Below are 18337 nucleotides of genomic sequence, written 5' to 3' on the forward strand. Positions count from 1 at the left end.
AAATCTCCCTGATGGTTCGGCATGCCAAACCAGCGACCTTAGCAGACGAGCGGGGCAGCGCACGACCGCTCGCTGCTACAATGCCGCCTTTGTCCAGCCCGGATCGCCCCATGACCGACACCGTCCATTTTCCCCTCGCCGCCGTGGTCGGCGCCGACTCCCTGAAATTGGCGCTGTGCCTGGTGGCGGTCGATCCGGCGATCGGTGGCGTGCTGATCGAAGGCCCGCGGGGCATGGCCAAGTCGACCCTGGCCCGCGGCCTGGCCGCGCTGCTGGAAAGCGGGGTGTTCGTCACCCTGCCGCTGGGCGCCAGTGAAGAACGCATCGTCGGTACCCTCGATCTGGACGCGGCCCTGGGCGAAAGCCGCGCGCAGTTCTCGCCGGGCTTGCTGAGCAAGGCCGATGGCGGGGTGCTGTACGTCGATGAGGTTAACCTGCTGCCCGATCATCTGGTCGACCTGCTGCTCGACGCCGCGGCCAGCGGCGTCAACCATGTCGAGCGTGACGGCATTTCCCACCGCCACGATGCGCGCTTCGTCCTGATCGGCACCATGAACGCCGAAGAAGGCGAGTTGCGCCCGCAACTGCTCGACCGCTTCGGCCTCAACCTGGCCCTGGATGGCCAGCCGCAGCCGGGAGCGCGCGCCGAGATCGTCCGCCGTCGTCTGGCCTTCGATGCCGACCCCCAGGCGTTCATTGCCAAGTGGGCCGAACAGCAGCAGGCACTGGCCGCGCGTTGCGGGCAGGCGCGCGCGCGCGTGGCGAGCATCGCCCTCGATGACAGGGCGCTCGACGCCATTACCGAGCGCTGCTTCGCCGCCGGCGTCGATGGCCTGCGTGCCGACCTGGTCTGGCTGCGTGCCGCCCGCGCCCATGCGGCCTGGCGCGGTGCCGACGCCATCAGCGAGGAGGATATCGAGGCCGTGGCCGATTTCGTGTTGCGCCACCGTCGTCGCCACACGCCGCCGCAACAGCAGGCGCAACCGCCAGCCGGCCCGCCACCCCAGGCGCCAAGCGAGCAACCCACTGCAGGCGAAGGGCAGTGGGGTGAGCTGCCCGCGCAGGCGCAACGCACCGGCGAGCGCCGCGAGCCGCCGCGCTGGGCAAAAAAGCCCTAGGCATTCCCCCGCGTGCCAAGGCGGGGACGGATGCCAGACCGACACCAGGCAAACAGGCAGGCGGGCGCAGCGGTGCCAAGCGGCGCGGCGACAGCGGCGCCATCGACTGGCTCGCCACCTTGCTGCAAGGCAAGCCCAGGCGTCGTGCCGACCTGCAATGCCGCCCGCGCAGCAACGCCCCCTCGCAGCTGTGGCTGATCGTCGTCGATGCCTCGGCCTCCACCCGCCGCCATGGCGCCCTGAGCAAGGCCAAGGGCCTGCTCGCCGAGCTGTTCGAGCGGGCCTACCGGGAGCGTTCCCGCATCGCCGTGCTCGACGCCCACGGCGCACAGCCGAAATGGCACTGGCAGGGTCAGAAAGCCTCCGGCGCCTTGCAAGGCTGGTTGGGTGACCTCGGCGCAGGCGGTGGCAGCCCGCTGATCCCGGCCCTGCAGCAGGCCCACGACTGGCTGCAGCGCCGCCAACGCCTCAAGCCCGGCGAGGCGCAACGCTTGCTGGTGGTTACCGACGGGCGTTTGCGCGAATGGCCGGCGCTGGCGCCCAGCCCATGCCCGGCCACTCTGGTGGATATCGAGTGCGCGCCGATCCGTCTGGGGCGCGCCTTGCAACTGGCGGGTGAGCTGGGTGCGGATTACTGCCATATCGAGGCCATACCTCTAACGGAAGACAGCTACCGCTAGCTTCAAACTGAGCAATATTACAGCGTTAAACAAGGATATAGGCTTGCGCTTGCTGAAGAGTAGGCTCTAGAATTGCTGGAAATGGACTGGGGGTTCCCGGTCGGCGTCATGGCCTCGGTGCGATCACCGGGGCCTTTCGCTTTCTAGGGGCGGATGAATTTTCAGACCCCAGCCATCAAAACCTATCCCCACGTGCATACGCCCACCGCTGCAAAAGAATTTTCGAGTTAGTAAGTCGAACGCACGATTCGGTTGATTTGGCTTTACTACGGAGAGTCCAATAGGCCGTGCTACCAAGTCGGCTAACTGTAGACCTGACGAGTTGGTTTTCTTATCTGCGAAAACGATTTCAAAGGGTAAGAGCTTGCCAAACTTATTATCTCCAGCGCAGATGCGTCGGAACTCCAGTTCAAGCTCAGCATCCTCGCGCTTTCCGCGGCACTCTACTACAACGTGCGTAGTCAAATCATGCTGATGCTTTTCCTCGACTAATTCATAAAGTGTTTCAAGGCAGAAGCCAAGCGCAATGTGATAAGGATTGCTACTGCGCTCACGTAAGTGTCTTTTGTCAATTACACAGCCGATCAAGATAAAGTTGCTGGTTTCTATGATGTCAGTCAATTGGTCAAGAAACATCTCTTTGTGCTGACGACTGTCGAACCTAAAGCGGCCCTTCTCCTTTCGGATGTCGGTTTCATGCAACACAATCAGGTCGTGACCAAAGTGCCTAAATTTAAAATTCTCAATTGATGGCACTACGCGTTGCGCATAGTGATTTTTATGGAATACGCAAAAGGCGAGTACGAACACAGGATAGTTCGCATCTATATTTTCCAACCCATGGTCGCCGCTCTCATCCACATAAACAACATATTTACTAAACTGCTTGTCTGGCTGTGACGGCTCATGAGCCTCAGGAGAAGCTTCTGGACTGTCTGAAAACAGTGGTAATTGTCCAGGCAATGGGTTCACTGGCTCCATGAAAGCTACGTCCTATTACTGTTTACCCGTTGGGATAAGGCTGCTCCGATAGTAACATCGCATCGCCTTTTTACCACTGGCAGACTTACGCCTATGAATATTTATAGATGTAGTAATGCGTAGCCGAGATCGTAATTGCGTAGACTGTCGCGCCAACTTCGCAACCAGGCCACTCCTCGATGCACACCCTCGACCAATTGCGTTCCGGCCAGCTCAAGGGCATCAGCCGCCTCGATCTGTCCGCGTCGCTCACGCACTTTCCCGAGGAAATATTCACCCTGGCCGACAGCCTGGAAGTGCTCAACCTGAGCGATAACCAGCTCAGCGATCTGCCTGAGGATCTGCACCGGCTGCATCGCCTGCAGGTGCTGTTTTGCTCGAACAACCGCTTCGAGCATGTGCCCGAATCCGTGGGGCGCTGCCCGTCGCTGCGTATGGTCGGCTTCAAGTCCAACCGTATTCGCGAGCTGTTCGCCAGGGCGCTGCCGCCGCGTCTGCGCTGGCTGATTCTTACCGACAACTGCCTGGAAACCCTGCCTGCCGAGCTGGGCGACTGCAGCGAGCTGCAGAAGCTGATGTTGGCTGGTAACCGCCTGCGTGAAATCCCAGCGAGTTTGGCGCGGCTGCACAAGCTGGAGCTGCTGCGCATCGCCGCCAACCAACTGCCCGCCTTGCCGGATTTCCTGCTGCAACTGCCCAGCCTGGCCTGGCTGGCCCATGCCGGAAACCTCTTCGATGAAGCGGGCGCGCTCGAGTCCCATACGCCCGATGTGCGTTGGGCCGACTTGCAACTGGGCGAGGTACTGGGCCAGGGCGCATCGGGCATCATCCACCGCGCCGACTGGCAGCGGCCCGATGGCCAGCGCCAGGCCGTGGCCCTGAAACTGTTCAAGGGACAGATGACCAGCGATGGTACGCCGCAGAGCGAAATGGCCGCATGCCTCACGGTCGGCCAGCATGCCAATCTGATCGGCGCGATTGGCCGCGTCGTCGACCATCCGCAAGGCGAGCAGGGCTTGTTGCTGAGCCTGGTCGAGCCGCGTTTCAGCATCCTCGCCGGGCCGCCGAGCCTGGAAAGTTGCAGCCGCGATGTCTATCCGAGCGACTGGCGCGCGCCTTTCGCGAAGGCGCTGCGAACTGCGGGTGGCATCGCCTCGGCGCTGCGTCACCTGCACGAGCGCGGCGTCACCCATGGCGATCTCTACGGCCATAACATCCTGATCGACGAGGCCGGCAATGCGCTGCTCGGTGACTTCGGCGCGGCGTCTTTGCTGCCTGCCGCCGCACCGGCGCAACGGGCCTTGCTGCAGCGCATCGAGGTGCGTGCGTTCGGCATTCTGCTCGAGGAACTGCTGCAGCGCTGCGACGTGCCGGCTGAGCATACGGCTCGGTTGGCCGAGCTGGTGCGGCGCTGCCAGCAGCCACAGGTCGGCGCTCGTCCGGACTTCGTGGAGGTTGATACGACGCTGGCGCGCTTGCTGGCCATGTAGTCGGGCAACCGTGATGAGCCAAGCGCAGATGCCGGGACGGATCTGCTGCCGATCTGATTTCACCCGCTCATTCTGTGTAGCGCAGCACCAGCAGCTCGCGGTTTGCAATGCTGTCCGCGAACAGTGCCTTAACCTGAGCCCCGTTATCCTCGCGGGCATACAGGCGGCTCAGCAGATCGAGCAGGCTGGCGGTCTGCGCCTGATCCAGGGCCCGTGAGCGACGAAAAGCGATGAGGCTGGCGCCGATGCCGAACAGGGCATAGCCGTAGTGGTTTTCCAGATGCTCGGCCAGGCGGAAATTCTCCTGAGGCGACAGGTCGCTGGAAAAGTAGCCATTGGCGAAGCCGTAGATGGCCTCGCAGGCGCGCTGTACGGGAATCCGCAGCAGATAGCATTCATCATCGAGCACCGAGACCAGGTCGGTATTGGCAGCCACCAGATCGGCGAGGCTGTCGTCGTCCAGACGCAGATCCTTGGCGAACAGGTCGTCGAAGGAGGTTTCCTGCAGCGTGCGTTCAAACCCCAGGCGACGAATGTGCAGGCGCTGCTGCAGCGACAGGTCGTCCCGTGGATAGCCATCTTCCAGCCAGCTCGCGGCGATCCCCGCCTCCTGCAGCCAGTCGCCGCTGTCCAGATCATGGCGGTTGCTCGCATGCATCGCGGTGTAGAGCGCTTGGCCCAGATCGTCCAGGGTGAACAGATGGCGATGCCCGTCGGGCACATCGTCATAGGCGCTCAGCAGCTCTTGCAGCGAGGTCGGCTGGTGTAGCCGGAAGCATTGGCCGAGCAGGTGGCCGTCGGGTTCATGTGCGGGATCGAGTCGCATGGGGGCACCCATTGGAACGAGGGGGCTCCATCATAACGTCCTCTTGCCGCCCCGCACCCGCTCAGTGCCTGGCTTGCGAGGGGGGAAACCCGTACTGGCGCTTGAAGGCGGCGCTGAAGCTGCTCAGGTGTTCATAACCGGCCAGGCTGGCAGCGTCTTCGATCGACAGTGATTGCTGGCAGATGGCGTGATAAGCCTGTTCCAGACGGCGTTTGCGCAGATAAGCGGCAATGGTGATGCCGTTGCGGCTGCGGAAGGCGTTCTGCAGATCGACCGGGTTGGTACCCAGCTGGCGGGCCATCTCGGCGATGCTGAGGTCGTTCGCTTCGCCACTGTCGAGCCAATCCCTGAGGCGCAGCAGACAGCGTTCGAGGTGGCTGCCGAGGCGTTTTCCCGGAGGCGCATCGATACCGCGCAGGATGTCGCTGGCCAGGTCGAGGGCGAAGCTTTCCCGTTGCAGGCGCTGCAGCAGCGGCGGCAAGCCGGCGTCACGTTCGAGCAACTGGTGGGCACGCTGCAAGATATCCACAGACGGTTGCCAGAGCAGGCTTTGCCAGTGGCTACGGCTGAAACGCAGTAGGTTGTCACTGCGCAACTGGCTGCCGAGGGCGAAGTGCTGCAGCCAGTCGGGGCTGATGCTCAGGCACACCTTGGTTTCCTGACGCTCGCTTTGCCAGTGGCGCTGAAACTGGTCGGCAGCGGTGAGGTTGACCAGCATGGCGCGCTGGCCGCCAGGGCGGGCGTCGAAGTGCAGGCGCTGGCGCGGCAGGCTGACCTCGGCCTCGCCGCCGAGCAGGAAGGCCGCAGTGATCCCCGGTGCCAAGCGGTTGTCGCTGCTGGCGTCGACCAGGTCGCGGCTCTGGCTGAAGTACAGCACCAGGCCATCGCTCAGTACTTGCACCTGTTGTTCGCCATCGAGCACCGGCTGCTCGCCCGGTAGCTCGCGCTGAAAATGCAGGTTACCGCCCAGCGTATGGGCCACGTCGCTGAGCTGACCACAGGTGAAGACCGTCATGGCGGGCTCCGATGGAAGTTTGCTTGCGGCTAAGTTTTCCTTGTTTTCACCTAAGCGGGCAAGCTTGTTCGGAATTATTCTCATGTGCAATGTATTTGCAGCCTGCTGGGCTGCATCAGAATCGCTCAGAGGAATACTGCGGCAATGGGTTTGTTCATTACGGAAACGGCCGTGGTCGAGGCCGTCTTCGCAGACGACGTCAGCCTCGACGACATTCGCGATTGGTTGGCGCACATCGAGCGCCTGATTGCTCGCCGTCAGCCGTTCTACTTCATCTCCAGCACCCAGGCCGGTGCCTGTCTGGCCGAGGGTTATCGCGCCGTGCAGGGCGCCTGGTACAAACGTCACAAGGCGAGTTTCCAGACCTGCTGCCATGGCCTGGTGCGTATCGCCGCCGATGCCGAAGAGCGCCAGCGCCTGGATGCGCCGGCGCTGCACGCCGCCTGGGGAGTGCCTTATTTCGTGACCCTGGAACGTGAGCAGGGTTTTCAATGGATCGCCGAGCGCATGGTGAGCGATGCAACAGCCCAATGACTTCACGCCGGTAACGCGGCTGAGCCTGGCGGTCATCGTCGTGCTCTACCTGGCTCACGCGTTACCGCTGTATTTCTTCAACGTGGCGCTGCCAGCCATCCTGCGCAGCCAGGGCGTCGATCTGCGCTGGATCGGCATGCTCGCCCTGCTGTACATCCCCTGGGCGTTCAAGTTTCTCTGGGCGCCGCTGGTCGACCGCTACTACCTGCATGCACTCGGCCGGCGCCGCAGCTGGCTGTGGCTGACCCAGGCAGCCCTGGTGGCCGGCCTGCTGGCCCTGGCGGTGAGCGGGCTCGAGCATGGCCTGTTGCTGTTCGTGCTGATCGGCCTGTGGATATCTACGTTCGCCGCGACTCAGGACATCGCCATCGACGGCTATACGGTCGAGTCGCTGGCGACCGAGGAACACCGCTTGGGAAGCATGGCGCAGAGTATGGGCGTGGCTCTGGGCAGCATGCTCGGCGGTGCCGGCGTGCTCTGGCTGTATCAGGCCGCTGGCTGGCAGACCGCGTTGTTGACTCTGGCAGCGCTGGCCGCACTGCCCATGTTGGCAGTGGCACGCGTCGAAGAACGTCATTCACAGGCCGCCGAGCGCCCCAGTTTCATTCACACGTTGCGACGCCCGGAAATGCGCTGGGCGCTGTTGTTGATCCTGCTCTACCGGGCGGTCGAGGCGCCGGCCATGGCCATGCTCACGCCACTGCTGGTGGACCAGCAGTGGTCGCTGGCACAGATCGGCGTGCTGATGTCGGTAGCCGGTGCCAGCATCGGCCTGTTGGCGGCGGTGCTGACCGCCAGGGCGCTGAAGACCCAGGCGCCCGAGGTGTTGCTGATTCGCGCCGGCTGGTGGCGCAGCGGCATCTACCTGCTGTTCGCCGCTTTGCTGGCCAGCGGCCTGGCGGCCACCTCGACGCCCTGGCTCGGCCTGGTGGTGCTGGCGACCCTGGCACTGCGCTACATGGCGATGACCAGCCTCTATGCACTGTTCATGCGTCTGTGTTCGCGTCAGCAGGCCGGTACCGACTTCACCGTGCTGGTGTGCTTCGAGTTGCTGGTGTTCTTCATCGGCGGCTCGCTGTCCGGGTTCCTGGCCAAGGGGCTGGGCTACGCAAGCTATTACCTGCTGCTGGGGGGCCTGTCGGTGCTCAGCGTGCTGGTCTGCAAACCGCTCATCAAAAAACTTTCTTCCGGCTTCGCTTCGTAACTTATCCACAGGGGAACATCATGCGGCATCTTTCGGCATCCATGCAGGTCACGCTTTTGAGTCTGGCGGTCAGTGCCCAGGTGTTCGCGCAGAGTGGTGAGCGCCCGGGAGTTGGCGGCAGCCAGGCCCAGGAGCTGGAGCCGATGGTGGTGACGGCCACGCGTTCGGCCAAGCGCATCGCCGAGATCGCCGGCACGGTTTACGGCATCGAACGTGAGCAGATCGCCGAGCAAGCGGCGGCTGGCCGTTCCACCGCCGATATCCTCGGCCAGTTGGTGCCGTCGCTGGCGCCGAGCAGCGGCACCACCAGCAATTACGGCATGACCATGCGTGGGCGTACCGTACAGGTGATGATCGACGGTGTACCGCTGACCGTCTCCCGTGACGGTTCGCGCCAGCTCAATAGCATCAGCCCGGCGATGATCGAGCGCATCGAGGTGATCTCCGGTGCCACCAGCATCTATGGCGCTGGTGCCACCGGCGGCCTGATCAACATCATCACCCGCAACGCCGACGACGAAACCAGCGACTTCAGCAGCCGTATCGGCCTGCGCACCCCAGGTCGCGCCGCCCGTGACGCGATGGCCTACGAGGCTTCGCAGACCGCCGCCTTCCATCAGGGCGCGGTCAGTGGTTTCGCGGGGTTGGGCTACACCAAGCAGGGCGAGATCCGCGACGCCCATGGTGATCGTGTCGGCCCGGAAATCGCCCAGACCGACCGCCAGGACACCACCAGCGTCGACTTCAACGGCCGCCTGACCTGGCATCTCGACGATGACCAGCAACTGAGCGGCGGCGTGCGCTATTACGACGACGAACAGGACAGCGACTACGGCCCGGACTACGGCCCCAACCTGTCGGCCTTGCTGGTGCCCAACTACCAGCCCAGCCATGAAGCGGTGGACGGCCTGCAGCTCGATGACCAGCCACGCACCCGCCATTACGGCGCCAACCTGCAATACCTCAACCGCGACCTGTTTGGCGGCCAGCAACTGGCGGTCGAGGTTTACTACCGCAAGGAGAAGTCGCGCTGGTTCCCCTTTGCCAGTCGTGCAGCGAACGCCGCGCTGCCCGGTGGCGTGGCCAACGTGGTGCTGCAATCAAGCACCGATATCGACGTGTGGGGCCTGCGCACCGCGTTGCAGAAGGGCTTCACCCTGGGCGGGCGCGACCTGCAATTGACCTACGGCCTCGATCACGAGCGTGAGCAGGATCGTCAGGACGGCCAGTTCTACGACTTCAATCGCTTTTTCGCCAGCAATGGCCTGAATTACCGGGAGACCTATCGCTCCTCCATGGGCCCGGATGTCGAGGTGAGCAAGACCGGCCTGTTCCTGCAGGGCGACTACCAGCTAACCGAGCGCCTGAGCCTGCAGGCCGGGGTGCGCCGCGAAACCATCCGCAACGAGGTGGACGATTCCATCCCCTATGGCGAGGCGGTCACCGCTGCCAGCGTGGCTGGCTACCAGGCGCGCACCCTCGAGGGCGGCAACGTGCGCCACAGCGAAACCCTGTTCAATCTCGGCGCCGTGTATGCGCTGACCGATGCCCAGCAGGTGTTCGCCAACTTCTCCCAGGGCTTCAGCTTGCCCGACACCCAGCGCATGCTGCGTGACGTGCCAGCCAACTTCGTGATCGGTAGCAGCAGCATCGACTCGATCAAGGTGAACAACTACGAACTGGGCTGGCGCATCGGCGAAGCCAGCGGCGTGAATGCCGGGGTCACCGCGTTCTACAACACCTCCGACAAGGTGGTGCAGTTCAACCGTGACTTCAGCGTTTCGGTGGCCGACACCGACGAGCGCGTGTGGGGCGCCGAGGGCAACCTGCAGGTGCCCGTCACCGAGCGCTGGACCCTGGGCGGCACCCTGGCCTACACCCGTGGCCAGTACAAGGACGCTGCCGGCGACTGGCGCGAACTGAACGCCTTCCGGGTCTCGCCGCTCAAGGCCACCCTCTACAGTGACTGGCGTTTCGCCGACGGCTATGGCGTACGTCTGCAGACGCTGACCGTGGGCGGTAGCGACCGTGCCTACGACGATGCCCGTACCGCCGCGATCAGCCCGACCATTCGCGCAACGCCGGCGACCAAGATCCAGGGCTACACCGTGGTCGACCTGATCGCCCACGCGCCCTGGCTTGGCGGCGAGGTCGGCTTCGGCGTCTACAACCTGGCCGATCGCGATTACAAGACCGTCTACGGCCAGCAGGCGGCAGCCACTTACGGCGCTATCTCCAGCCTGCCGGCGCAGGGTCGTACCTTCGGCCTCAGCTACTCGGTGGCGTACTGATCGTTCACGGCTGATAGTCCAGCGAGCGCTTCGACGATTCCGGCAGCGCCAGGCCGCCGGCCAGCGCCAGCAGGGCGATGGCGATCAGGTAAAAGGCCGGCGACATGCGGTTGCCGGTCACTTCGATGAGCCAGGTGGCGACCAGTGGTGCAGTGCCGCCGAACACCATGTAGGCCAGGTTGTAGGTGAACGCCGACGCGGTGTAGCGCACGTGGGTGGGGAACTGCTCGGAAAGTAGCACGGCGGTCACCACACCACAGATCACCGCGCCGACGGCCAACAGCATGGCGCCGATGGCCGAGGCCCACAGGGTACCGGAAGCAGCCAGGGTGAAGGCGGGGTAGACGGCGACGATCAGTGCGATGCCAGCGGTGAGGATGGTGCGCCGACGGCCGACGCGATCCGAGTAGCGGCCCACGAACGGGCACAGCAGGGCGGCGAAGAACAGCGCCACCAGGCTGGCGAGCAGGGCGGTCGGCCTGGCCGCGCCACCGACCACCTGCATGTAGGTGGTCAGGTAAGTGGTGAACATGTAGAACGACAGCGCCGTGGCGGAGATGAACGCCGACAGGCACAGCACGGTGGCGCCGTGCTCACGCAGGGTTTCGCGCAGTGGCGAGTGCTCCGGGTGCGCTTGCGCGGCCAGGGCCTGGAAGGCTGGCGATTCATCCAGGCGCAGGCGCATGTACAAACCGACCAGGCCCAGTGGTGCGGCAATCAGAAAGGGCACGCGCCAGCCCCAGGCCTGCATCTGTGTTTCGTCCAGCCAGAAACCCAGGCCGAACACCAGCCCGGCAGCGCAGGCGAACGCCGCGAAGGTGGATACCGGCACGAAGCTGCCGTAACGCGCCTTCTGCTCGGTGGGCGCGTGCTCCATGACGAAGGCGCAGGCGCCAGCGTATTCACCGCCGGCTGAGAAGCCCTGCAGGCAGCGCGCCAGGGCCAGCAGCAGCGGGGCGACCAGGCCGATGCTGGCGTAGGTGGGCAGCAGACCGATCAGGGTGGTGGCGCCGGCCATCAGCAATACGGTGATCGACAGCACGCGCTTGCGGCCAATGCGGTCGCCAAGAATGCCGAACACGATGCCGCCCAGTGGACGCAGCGCGAACGATACGGCGAACACCGCGAAGGTCTGCAGCAGGGCCAGGGTCGGGTTGCCTGGCGGAAAGAACAGTGAGGCGATGGTCACGGCAAGAAAGCCGTAGACCGCGAAGTCGAACCACTCGACGAAGTTGCCGATGGCCGAAGCGGCGATCACTTTGCGCAGGATGCGCAAGTCGACCGGTGTAGCCGGTTGTGGATAAGTCGTGACGCTCATGGCGGCCTCCGCGCGATTGCTCCAACGTGCGGACGCGCCTGGCTCGGGCCTTGGCGTCCATCTGTGGATAACCTACGTGGCTCGCCGGGTATGGCGGGGTTCGAGTGCGACCTGAGGGTAGTCGTGAGCGACAGGGTTTTCGCGCAAGCGCCTTGAGGCTGGCAATTCAATTCGCTCGCGGCGTGATCGCTGGTGGATAAGCTTCGCGTTATCCACCCTACGAGCTGATGCGCATGGCGCGCTCCCACATAAGGCCAGGTGCATGATCTTGAACCTCGTAGCCCGGGTCGAGCGCAGCGACATCCGGGTTGCGCAATGCAACCACCGCCCGCAAAAAAGCCGACCCTGAGGTCGGCTTTCTCCAGCGAGGCGGCGGGCGCTTACAGCGCGTCGCGGCTGCTGGCGCCATCCACCAGGCGGGCGATCTGCAGCGGGTTGGCGTTCTTCAACGCCTCCGGCAGCAGGGCATCTGGACAGTTCTGGTAGCAAACCGGGCGCAGGAAGCGGTCGATGGCCAGGGTGCCGACCGAGGTGCCGCGGGCGTCGGAAGTCGCCGGGTACGGGCCGCCGTGCACCATGGAGTCGCAGACTTCCACGCCAGTCGGGTAGCCGTTGAACAGCACGCGGCCGACTTTCTGTTCGAGCAGCGCGAACAGCTCTTCGCTGCCGGCCAGGTCGCCCGGCTCGGTGAGCAGGGTGGCGGTCAATTGGCCATGCAGGCCGTTGATGGCCTTGAGAAGCTCGGCCTTGTCGGCCACTTCGACGACGATGGTGGTCGGGCCGAAGACTTCTTCCTGCAGCAGCTCGTCGCCATTGAGCAGCAGGCTGACGTCAGCTTTGAAAAGCTGCGGACGGGCCTGGTTGCCTTCCTGCTGAGCGCCGGTCAGGTGGGTGATGCCCGAATGTGCGTTGAGCGCTTCCAGGCCTTTCACGTAGCTCTTCAGGGTGCCGGCGTTGAGCATGGTTTGCGGCTGCTGCTCGGCCATCTTGGCGGTGAAGCTTTCCAGGAAGGCGCTGAACTCCGGCGAACGAATGCCGATCACCAGGCCCGGGTTGGTGCAGAACTGGCCGCAGCCCATGACCACGGAACCGGCCAGCTCGCCGGCGATTTTCTCGCCGCGGACTTTGGCGGCTTCCGGCAACAGGATGACCGGGTTGATGCTGCTCATCTCGGCGAAGACCGGGATCGGCTGCGGGCGTGCCGCTGCCATGTCGCACAGGGCGCGACCGCCTTTGAGCGAGCCGGTGAAGCCGACGGCCTGGATGGCCGGGTGCTTGACCAGCGCCTCGCCAACGCCCGAACCGTAAATCATGTTGAACACGCCTTTGGGCATGCCGGTTTTCTCGGCGGCGCGCAGGATGGCTTCGCCAACGTGGGCGGCAGTGGTCATGTGGCCGCTGTGGGCCTTGAACACCACCGGGCAGCCGGCGGCCAGGGCGGCGGCGGTGTCGCCGCCAGCAGTGGAGAAGGCCAGCGGGAAGTTGCTCGCGCCGAACACGGCGACCGGGCCGAGGCCGATGCGGTATTGGCGCAGATCCGGGCGCGGCAGCGGCTGGCGATCCGGCAGGGCGCGGTCGATGCGTGCACCGTAGAAGTCGCCGCGGCGCAGCACCTTGGCGAACAGGCGCATCTGGCCGCTGGTACGGCCGCGCTCGCCCTGGATACGGGCGGTCGGCAGGGCAGTTTCGCGGGTTACGGTGGCGACGAATTCGTCACCCAGGGCGTCCAGCTCGTCGGCGATGGCATCGAGGTACTCGGCGCGTTTGGCGGCGGACAGGCTGCGGTAAGTCGGGTAGGCAGCAGCGGCTGCCTTGGCGGCGGCGTCGACTTCTTCGGGCGTGGCCTGGATGAAGTCGTAGGGCAGGGCTTCGCCAGTAGTAGCGTCATGACTCTTGTGAACGACGGAGCCGGCTGCGCTGAACGCGCCGCCGATGATGTTGTGGCCGATGGTAGCGGGCATTGTTAGCTCCTGTTGAGGACGTATGAACACGTACGGAAAGGCTTTGATTGTACGATGTCTGATAAGTTGCGCAAGTCTGCTGACGCAACTTAACGCCGCCGTTTTGCTGCGTGTCGGCCGGGCGCTGCGTCATCGCCCGTACTAGACGGCGCAGCCGCGTCACAGGGTCGGAAATTGCCGACGCCAGGCGCGTCGGCAACTCGGCTCATCACGTTACAGACCGACATCCGGCAATACGGGGCGATTCGCCAACGCCTTGGCCATGATCGCTTCGACATGGGCACGATCCTCGCCGCGCAACAGCAGGCGTGGCGGGCGGGTCAGCTCGCGGCCGCGACCGGCGATGGCCTCGCAGAGCTTGATGCATTGCACCAGGTCGGCGCGGGCATCGAGGTGCAGGATCGGCATCAGCCATTCGTAGATCGGCATGGCTTCGGCGAAACGGCCGGCCTTGCACAGGCGAAAGATGGTTTCGCCCTCTTTGGGGAACACGTTGCTCATCCCTGACACCCAGCCTTCGGCGCCGACGGCGAGGCTTTCCAGCACCACGTCGTCGAGTCCTGCGAACAGCACGAAGCGGTCGCCGACCTCGTTACGCACGTCGATGAAGCGCCGGGTATCGCCGGAGCTGTCCTTGAAGCACACCACGTTGTCGCAGTCGGCCAGGGAAATGAGGATGTCCGGCGTCACGTCGTTCTTGTAGATGGGCGGGTTGTTGTAAACCATCAACGGCACATCGGCATGCCGGGCCACGTAGCGGAAGTGCTCGGCTGTCTCATAGGGCTTGGATCCATAGACCAGGGCGGGCATCAGCATCACCCCGTCGACACCGGCCTGGCGCACCAGGTTGGCGGTCTTCGCGGCGGTGACGCTGGTGAATTCAGCGACGCCGCAGATTACCGGCACGCGGCCTTTGGCGGCGTCCACTGCCACTTCGGTGACGGCGATCTTCTCGTCTGCACTGAGCGAGGTGTTCTCGCCCACCGAGCCACATACCACCAGGCCCGAAACGCCATCACGGATCACGTTGGAGATTACCTTGTGGGTTTCTTCGAGGTTGATGGTGAAATCGTCGTTGAATTGGGTGGTAACGGCAGGAAAAACGCCGCTCCAGTCGACTGCTCTGCTCATGCTTGGCTCCAGATCGTTGCGCGATTGCGGCAAATGGGCTGCCGTAAAGTATTTCGTATACGATTTTTCTTAAGCAATGCCTGTGCCTGTTCGCATCGGCGTCGCAAGCCCCATGAACAAGCGCCTGCCTTTCCAGCTTAAGCGCTGGTTGCTGCGCGCGTGTTACGTAAAGGAGCGCTTTGATCGCTACTGCGCCGAGATGGCGCGCCGGATTTAGCGCTGGTGGGAAAGGCGGAACTGGCTGGGCGACAGCCCGGTCAGTGCGCGGAATTGGCGGCTGAACGCGCTGTGGTCGGTGTAACCGCAGCGCAGGGCGATTTCGGTGATCGGCACGTCCTGCTGCAGCAGGCGACTGGCTTCTCCAAGGCGCGCCTTGTGGATCATCTGCCGCGGGGTGAGTTGGAAGATGCGCTTGCAATGGCGCTCCAGCTGCGCCACCGAAAGTCCGGCCAATGCCGTGAGCTCGGCGAGGCTGATGGGGCGGGCGAAATGCTCGCGGATATGGGCGTCCACCGCCGCCAGTTTCGGGTACGCCGGGTGGCTCGATTGCGGCAGTTGTACATCGCGGGAAATTCCGGCCAGGCCGATGATCTCGCCTGCCGGGTTGCGCAGCGCCAGTTTGTGGGTCAGGCACCAAATCGGCTGGTTGCCGTAGTAGAGATGCAGCTCCAGCTGGTCGTCGAGTCGGCTGCCGTCCTTCAGCACCCGCCGATCCTGCGCCGTGTAGGACGGCCCGAAGTTGGCCGGAAATACCTGCTCGGCGGTCATGCCCAGCAGGCTCTGTTTGTTCCTGGCGCCCAGGCGTTGCACCAGCGTCTGGTTGACCAGGGCGTAACGGGTCGCGGCGTCCTTGATGAAGAACACCACCTCGGGCATGGCATCGAACAGCGGTTCGATCTGCCTAAGGCTGCCCAGCAGTGTCGGCAAGTCATCGTAGAGGGCGGTAGGCAGCGGGCTGTGCATGGCGTGCGGGAAATGACTGAAAGGCTGAGCCTAGCGTGTTCGAAGGAGCTGCGGAAAATGTACCGTCTGGTTAATTTTTAGGTGTCAGGTGAGCTTTTTCGGTGCAAACTATGAGGAATACAACTATCACAACCACATCGTCGGCTATCGTCTGATAACCGCGCCGATGTCGTGTCTTCGTGCCTTTCGAAAAATGGGATTGAACGATGAAAGAGGGTAAGCGTGCCACCGGTGGCACACATGCACTGCTGCTGATCGTGGGCGTCTTGATCGCCCTGGTCGGCGTCATCCTGGTCGGTGGCGGCGGTTATCTCGCCAGCCTTGGCGGCAGCTGGTATTTCCTGCTCATGGGCCTGGCGCTGCTGGCCGGTGGCGGCCTGATCGCCGCGCGCAAGCCTGTAGGTGCCTGGGTAGTCGCGCTGGCCATGCTCGCCACCGTCGCCTGGGCCCTGGCGGACGTCGGCCTGGTGTTCTGGCCGCTGTTCTCGCGCCTGTTCACCTTCGGGGTGATCGCCCTAGTCGTGGCGCTGATCTATCCGACGCTGAAAAAGGCCGCCGGCGATCACGGCGGGCGTGGCGCCTATGCCCTTGCCGCGGTGCTGGCGGTGGCGCTGATCGCCGGGTTCGGCGCGACCTTCGTGCCTCACCCCACCGTGGCGGCCACCGGTGACGGCCCGGCCGTGCAGCCTGTCGACCCGTCCCAGGCGCAGAAGAACTGGGAGCATTACGGCAATACTGCGGGCGGCAGTCGTTTCGCCGCGCTCGATCAGATCACCCGAGCCAATGTGAAGGACCTGCAGGTCGCCTGGACCTACCGCACCGGTGACGTGGCCGAAAGCAATGGCAATGGCGCCGAGGACCAGCTGACGCCGCTGCAGGTCGGCGACAAGGTGTTTATCTGCACGCCACACAACAACCTTATCGCCCTCGATGCCGACAGTGGTCGCGAGCTGTGGCGCAACGACATCAACGCTCAGTCCTCGGTGTGGCAGCGTTGCCGCGGCCTGGCCTACTTCGACGCCGACGCGCCGCTGCAGCAGCCAAGTGCTGCGGGCGCCGCCGCGGTGCCAAGTGTGGCCATCGCCGAAGGCGCCAACTGCCGTCGCCGCCTGCTGACCAATACCATCGACGCCCGCCTGATCGCGGTGGACGCCGATACCGGCGCGCTGTGCGAAGGCTTTGGCGACAACGGCCAGGTCGACCTCAAGGCTGGCCTGGGTGCTGCGCCGGATCCGCATTATCAGCTCACCTCGCCGCCACTGCTGGCCGGTACCACCGTGGTGGTGGGTGGCCGTGTGGCCGACAACGTGCAGACCGACATGCCCGGCGGCGTGATCCGCGGTTTCGATGTGGTCACCGGCGCCATGCGCTGGGCGTTCGATCCCGGCAATCCCGAGGATCGTCAGGCACCGGCCGACGGCCAGAGCTACGTGCGCAGCACGCCAAACTCCTGGGCGCCGATGTCCTACGACCCGGCGATGAACACCGTGTTTCTGCCCATGGGCAGCTCCTCGACCGACCTGTATGGCGCCGAGCGTACCGAGCTGAACCACAAGTACGGCGCATCCATTCTCGCGCTGGATGCCACCACCGGCGCGGAGAAGTGGGTCTACCAGACCGTGCACAACGACCTCTGGGACTTCGACCTGCCGATGCAGCCCAGCCTGATCGACTTCCCCAAGGCTGACGGCAGCAAGGTGCCGGCCGTGGTGATCGGCACCAAGGCCGGGCAGATCTACGTGCTCGACCGTGCCACCGGCCAGCCGCTGACCGAAGTGCGCAACGTGCCGGTCAAGGCCGCGGACATCAAGGGCGAGCAATATGCGCTCGAGCAGCCGCGGTCGGTGGGCATGCCGCAGATCGGCGCGCAGACCCTGACCGAATCGGACATGTGGGGCGCCACGCCCTTTGACCAGATGCTCTGCCGCATCAGCTTCAAGCAAATGCGTTACGAGGGCCTGTACACCGCGCCGGGCACCGATGTATCGCTGAGTTTCCCCGGCTCCCTGGGCGGGATGAACTGGGGCAGCCTGTCCACCGACCCGGTCAATGACTACATCTTCGTCAACGATATGCGCCTGGGCCTGTGGGTGCAGATGATTCCGGCAGAGAACCGCGGCCCGGCTTCATCCGGCGGTGAAGCGGTGAACACCGGCATGGGCGCGGTACCGCTCAAGGGCACGCCATACGCGGTCAACAAGAACCGCTTCCTGTCGCTGGCCGGCATTCCCTGCCAGGCGCCGCCGTTCGGCACCCTGACCGCCATCGACATGAAGACCCAGAAGATCGCCTGGCAGGTGCCGGTCGGCACCGTTCAGGACACCGGCCCGCTGGGCATCAAGATGCGTCTGCCGATGCCGGTCGGCATGCCGACCCTGGGCGGCTCCCTGGCGACCCAGTCCGGCCTGGTGTTCTTTGCCGGTACCCAGGATTACTACCTGCGCGCCTTCGATAGCGGCACGGGCAAGGAAATCTGGAAACAGCGCCTGCCAGTGGGCAGCCAGGGCACACCGATGACCTACGTGTCGCCGAAGACCGGCAAGCAGTTCATCGTGGTGACCGCCGGCGGCGCGCGCCAGTCGCCGGATCGCGGTGACTACGTGATCGCCTACGCGCTGCCATAAGCTCAGCCGCGTAGTAGCAGAGGCCGCATCCCTGAAGGGATGCGGCCTTTTTCATGTCGGCGATTTTTGGTCGATATCCGGCAGCGAATCTACCTCGAAGTGCATATGGTCGAGTTATCCACAGCCCGTAGGAGTCCCGACCCGGGGCGAAGCGATTGTGGCCATCCCGCAAAAGCGGCGTCGTGAGCACCATTCGCCGCG

At 64.2% G+C, this 18337-nt stretch carries 14 protein-coding genes; 7 read left to right on the forward strand and 7 right to left on the reverse strand.

Features of this window, described 5'->3' with window-relative positions; genetic code table 11:
* The first annotated feature begins 110 nt into the window (after positions 1 to 110).
* Both BVH01_RS04025 and BVH01_RS04030 read left to right on the forward strand, forming a co-directional pair.
* On the forward strand, positions 111 to 1118 hold the full coding sequence (locus BVH01_RS04025; protein WP_075929061.1) for an ATP-binding protein: 1008 nt from the start codon (positions 111 to 113) through the stop codon (positions 1116 to 1118).
* Complete coding sequence (locus BVH01_RS04030; protein ID WP_075929062.1) at positions 1100 to 1798, forward strand: VWA domain-containing protein; 699 nt, start codon at positions 1100 to 1102, stop codon at positions 1796 to 1798. Before BVH01_RS04025 ends, BVH01_RS04030 begins: the two co-directional genes overlap by 19 nt.
* A 123-nt stretch (positions 1799 to 1921) precedes the next feature.
* On the opposite strand, the gene BVH01_RS04035 is transcribed toward BVH01_RS04030, so the two are convergent.
* Positions 1922 to 2779, reverse strand: coding sequence for a DUF3800 domain-containing protein (locus tag BVH01_RS04035; RefSeq protein WP_075929063.1), 858 nt, complete (start codon positions 2777 to 2779; stop codon positions 1922 to 1924).
* Positions 2780 to 2958: 179 nt separating this feature from the next.
* Here BVH01_RS04035 and BVH01_RS04040 point away from each other — a divergent pair, with 179 nt between their 5' ends.
* Positions 2959 to 4269 carry a leucine-rich repeat-containing protein kinase family protein gene (locus BVH01_RS04040; RefSeq protein WP_075929064.1) on the forward strand — a complete coding sequence of 437 codons (1311 nt, stop codon included), beginning with the start codon at positions 2959 to 2961 and terminating at the stop codon, positions 4267 to 4269.
* A 67-nt stretch (positions 4270 to 4336) separates the two neighbouring features.
* Here the strand turns inward: BVH01_RS04040 and BVH01_RS04045 are convergent, their stop codons facing one another.
* Together BVH01_RS04045 and BVH01_RS04050 are read right to left on the reverse strand one after the other, a co-directional pair.
* A complete protein-coding gene (locus BVH01_RS04045) occupies positions 4337 to 5095 on the reverse strand; it encodes a hypothetical protein (RefSeq protein WP_075929146.1) in 759 nt (252 codons plus the stop codon).
* Between the two features lie 61 nt (positions 5096 to 5156).
* Positions 5157 to 6110 carry an AraC family transcriptional regulator gene (locus BVH01_RS04050; protein ID WP_075929065.1) on the reverse strand — a complete coding sequence of 318 codons (954 nt, stop codon included), beginning with the start codon at positions 6108 to 6110 and terminating at the stop codon, positions 5157 to 5159.
* A 144-nt stretch (positions 6111 to 6254) separates the two neighbouring features.
* Here BVH01_RS04050 and BVH01_RS04055 point away from each other — a divergent pair, with 144 nt between their 5' ends.
* From BVH01_RS04055 to BVH01_RS04065, 3 genes are read left to right on the forward strand one after another with little or no spacing between them, the layout of a single operon-like run.
* Positions 6255 to 6644 carry a hypothetical protein gene (locus BVH01_RS04055; protein WP_075929066.1) on the forward strand — a complete coding sequence of 130 codons (390 nt, stop codon included), beginning with the start codon at positions 6255 to 6257 and terminating at the stop codon, positions 6642 to 6644.
* The gene (locus BVH01_RS04060; protein WP_075929067.1) at positions 6628 to 7848 is read left to right on the forward strand and encodes an MFS transporter; all 1221 of its coding nucleotides are present in this window, start codon (positions 6628 to 6630) and stop codon (positions 7846 to 7848) included. Before BVH01_RS04055 ends, BVH01_RS04060 begins: the two co-directional genes overlap by 17 nt.
* A 20-nt stretch (positions 7849 to 7868) precedes the next feature.
* Positions 7869 to 10139 (forward strand): TonB-dependent receptor, encoded by a 2271-nt coding sequence (locus tag BVH01_RS04065; RefSeq protein ID WP_075929068.1) that lies wholly within the window; start codon positions 7869 to 7871, stop codon positions 10137 to 10139.
* A gap of 4 nt (positions 10140 to 10143) precedes the next feature.
* Here BVH01_RS04065 and BVH01_RS04070 read toward each other — a convergent pair whose 3' ends face one another.
* From BVH01_RS04070 to BVH01_RS04085, 4 genes are all read right to left on the reverse strand, one after another.
* Entirely contained in the window at positions 10144 to 11457 is a 1314-nt protein-coding gene (locus BVH01_RS04070; protein WP_075929069.1) for an MFS transporter, read from the reverse strand.
* Positions 11458 to 11837: 380 nt separating this feature from the next.
* Positions 11838 to 13418 (reverse strand): aldehyde dehydrogenase (NADP(+)), encoded by a 1581-nt coding sequence (locus BVH01_RS04075; RefSeq protein ID WP_075929070.1) that lies wholly within the window; start codon positions 13416 to 13418, stop codon positions 11838 to 11840.
* Positions 13419 to 13631: 213 nt separating this feature from the next.
* Positions 13632 to 14549 (reverse strand): dihydrodipicolinate synthase family protein, encoded by a 918-nt coding sequence (locus BVH01_RS04080; RefSeq protein WP_075929071.1) that lies wholly within the window; start codon positions 14547 to 14549, stop codon positions 13632 to 13634.
* 213 nt (positions 14550 to 14762) lie between these two features.
* The gene (locus BVH01_RS04085; protein WP_075929072.1) at positions 14763 to 15512 is read right to left on the reverse strand and encodes an AraC family transcriptional regulator; all 750 of its coding nucleotides are present in this window, start codon (positions 15510 to 15512) and stop codon (positions 14763 to 14765) included.
* Positions 15513 to 15718: 206 nt separating this feature from the next.
* Here BVH01_RS04085 and BVH01_RS04090 point away from each other — a divergent pair, with 206 nt between their 5' ends.
* Positions 15719 to 18136, forward strand: a complete 2418-nt coding sequence (locus BVH01_RS04090; protein WP_075929073.1) for a glucose/quinate/shikimate family membrane-bound PQQ-dependent dehydrogenase — start codon at positions 15719 to 15721, stop codon at positions 18134 to 18136.
* Positions 18137 to 18337: the final 201 nt, after the last annotated feature.

This window comes from Pseudomonas sp. PA1(2017) (assembly GCF_001945375.1).
Taxonomy (GTDB): domain Bacteria; phylum Pseudomonadota; class Gammaproteobacteria; order Pseudomonadales; family Pseudomonadaceae; genus Aquipseudomonas.

Excerpts from the sequence above, each read along its gene's own strand:
- BVH01_RS04025 (WP_075929061.1), top strand. The coding sequence starts at position 111 with ATGACCGACACCGTCCATTTTCCCCTCGCCGCCGTGGTCGGCGCCGAC.
- BVH01_RS04035 (WP_075929063.1), bottom strand. The coding sequence starts at position 2,779 with ATGGAGCCAGTGAACCCATTGCCTGGACAATTACCACTGTTTTCAGAC.
- BVH01_RS04040 (WP_075929064.1), top strand. The coding sequence starts at position 2,959 with ATGCACACCCTCGACCAATTGCGTTCCGGCCAGCTCAAGGGCATCAGC.
- BVH01_RS04045 (WP_075929146.1), bottom strand. The coding sequence starts at position 5,095 with ATGCGACTCGATCCCGCACATGAACCCGACGGCCACCTGCTCGGCCAA.
- BVH01_RS04050 (WP_075929065.1), bottom strand. The coding sequence starts at position 6,110 with ATGACGGTCTTCACCTGTGGTCAGCTCAGCGACGTGGCCCATACGCTG.
- BVH01_RS04055 (WP_075929066.1), top strand. The coding sequence starts at position 6,255 with ATGGGTTTGTTCATTACGGAAACGGCCGTGGTCGAGGCCGTCTTCGCA.
- BVH01_RS04060 (WP_075929067.1), top strand. The coding sequence starts at position 6,628 with ATGCAACAGCCCAATGACTTCACGCCGGTAACGCGGCTGAGCCTGGCG.
- BVH01_RS04065 (WP_075929068.1), top strand. The coding sequence starts at position 7,869 with ATGCGGCATCTTTCGGCATCCATGCAGGTCACGCTTTTGAGTCTGGCG.
- BVH01_RS04070 (WP_075929069.1), bottom strand. The coding sequence starts at position 11,457 with ATGAGCGTCACGACTTATCCACAACCGGCTACACCGGTCGACTTGCGC.
- BVH01_RS04075 (WP_075929070.1), bottom strand. The coding sequence starts at position 13,418 with ATGCCCGCTACCATCGGCCACAACATCATCGGCGGCGCGTTCAGCGCA.
- BVH01_RS04080 (WP_075929071.1), bottom strand. The coding sequence starts at position 14,549 with ATGAGCAGAGCAGTCGACTGGAGCGGCGTTTTTCCTGCCGTTACCACC.
- BVH01_RS04085 (WP_075929072.1), bottom strand. The coding sequence starts at position 15,512 with ATGCACAGCCCGCTGCCTACCGCCCTCTACGATGACTTGCCGACACTG.
- BVH01_RS04090 (WP_075929073.1), top strand. The coding sequence starts at position 15,719 with ATGAAAGAGGGTAAGCGTGCCACCGGTGGCACACATGCACTGCTGCTG.